The 1,369-nt window shown below is 59.6% G+C and carries 2 tRNA genes and 2 rRNA genes; all 4 read right to left on the bottom strand.

The features are described 5' to 3' along the window. Positions 1-535: ribosomal RNA gene (locus NW843_RS13420) — 23S ribosomal RNA — on the bottom strand; the annotation flags it as partial. A 233-nt stretch (positions 536-768) separates the two neighbouring features. Next, positions 769-844: transfer RNA gene (locus tag NW843_RS13415), tRNA-Ala, on the bottom strand. Between the two features lie 89 nt (positions 845-933). After that, positions 934-1,007: transfer RNA gene (locus tag NW843_RS13410), tRNA-Ile, on the bottom strand. Between the two features lie 123 nt (positions 1,008-1,130). After that, positions 1,131-1,369, bottom strand: a 16S ribosomal RNA gene (locus NW843_RS13405); the annotation flags it as partial.

Here is a 1,369-nt window from a genome sequence, read left to right as displayed (position 1 = left end):
CTCCCCTCCCGGGGTTCTTTTCACCTTTCCCTCACGGTACTGGTTCGCTATCGGTCACGCAGGAGTATTTAGCCTTACGAGATGGTTCTCGCCGATTCACACGGGATTTCCCCTGCCCCGTGCTACTCGGGATCCGGCCGGCGCCTTTGAGCTTTCGGCTACAGGACTTTCACCTTCTCTGGTGCAGCATTCCAGCTGCTTCCCCTAGCCCGCCGGCTACCGCTTGGCCGTCCCACAACCCCGCCCAGCCGTAGCTGAGCGGTTTAGGCTCTTTCCCGTTCGCTCGCCGCTACTGAGGAAATCACTTTTGTTTTCTTTTCCTGCGGCTACTAAGATGTTTCAGTTCGCCGCGTTCGCCCCTTTGGCCTATGGATTCAGCCAAAGGTGACAAGGCTTGCGCCTTGCCGGGTTGCCCCATTCGGGAACCTGCGGATCACCGCTTTTGTCCAGCTCCCCGCAGCGTTTCGTCGGTAACACGCCCTTCCTCGCCTCTGCGTGCCTAGGTATCCACCGTGCGCCCTTAACTGACTTGACCTTTTCACCTCACGTAACATTGGTGTTCTACCTGCCTCATGCCCCCAGGTTGCTGCTGCTTCCCCCAAGCCAAGGCTCGGGGGGCTCAACCCAGAAGCATGCTGCTCTCTTGCTATGCAGTTTTCAAAGTGCTGGCCGGCTCAACCCGGCTGGAGGCTTGTGCTCGGACCCAAACCCCTAGCCCGGTCGTCAACCTATCCAACTGGAGAACCCCTTCCCGGCTCCTCACCAAAGTGGTGGAGGTAAGCGGACTCGAACCGCTGACTTCTGCCGTGCAAAGGCAGCGCTCTACCAGCTGAGCTATACCCCCAATCCAGACTGCACCCACCCTCTGGCTTTGCCCTCAGCTTGGCCAGCTCGCTTCTAGCTTGCTAGCTCTCCCTTCTCTAGGACAAACAGTGGGCCATCCTGGACTCGAACCAGGGACCTCACCCTTATCAGGGGTGCGCTCTAACCACCTGAGCTAATAGCCCTCCCCTCGGTTCCCCTCCAGAACCCCAGTCAACCATCCCCTCAACCCCGACCGACCTGGGATGACCTTTGCTGGCCTGAGGGTGGCCTGACTCCTCTCAGATGCCCCAAGGTAGGTCTCCCTAAAAGGAGGTGATCCAGCCGCACCTTCCGGTACGGCTACCTTGTTACGACTTCACCCCAGTCACCAGCCCTGCCTTCGGCGGGTGCTCCGACTTCGGGCATGGCCAGCTCCCATGGTGTGACGGGCGGTGTGTACAAGGCCCGGGAACGTATTCACCGCAGCATGCTGATCTGCGATTACTAGCGATTCCGCCTTCACGCAGGCGAGTTGCAGCCTGCGATCTGAACTGAGACGCGGTTT

Source organism: Synechococcus sp. R5-12 (assembly GCF_047502655.1).
In the GTDB taxonomy this organism is placed as follows: Bacteria; Cyanobacteriota; Cyanobacteriia; order Thermostichales; family Thermostichaceae; genus Thermostichus.
Note: the sequence above shows the minus strand (reverse complement) of the source record. Positions and strands in the feature narration are given on the sequence as shown.